Annotated in this window: 1 protein-coding gene; it reads right to left on the reverse strand. The window is 61.3% G+C overall.

Annotated elements, in window-relative coordinates; all coding sequences use genetic code 11:
- On the reverse strand, positions 1-287 hold a 287-nt coding region (locus ACV22V_RS32685; protein WP_448016867.1), incomplete at both ends, for an amidohydrolase family protein.

The raw sequence follows: 287 nt of genomic DNA on the forward strand, positions 1-287 counted from the left end.
GCCGCCGAGAACACCAGCATCTCGCCCGCGCCGTTGTTGCGGAAGTAATCGGTGCCGTCGTGATACTTGACGCTCTTCGTCCAGTTCACGAAGTCTTCCTTCTCGGCGTTCGGCTTCTGCGTGAACAGGTTGTACGCGATCCGGATCGTCATCTCGCCCGCGTCGTGCAGCTTGCGGATCACTTCGTAATCGTCGGGGTAATTCTGCGAACCGCCGCCCGCGTCGATCACGCCCGTCACGCCGAGCCGGTTCAGCTCGCGCATGAAGTGACGCGTCGAGTTGTACTG

The sequence above is a fragment of the Burkholderia sp. AW33-5 genome, assembly GCF_053427615.1.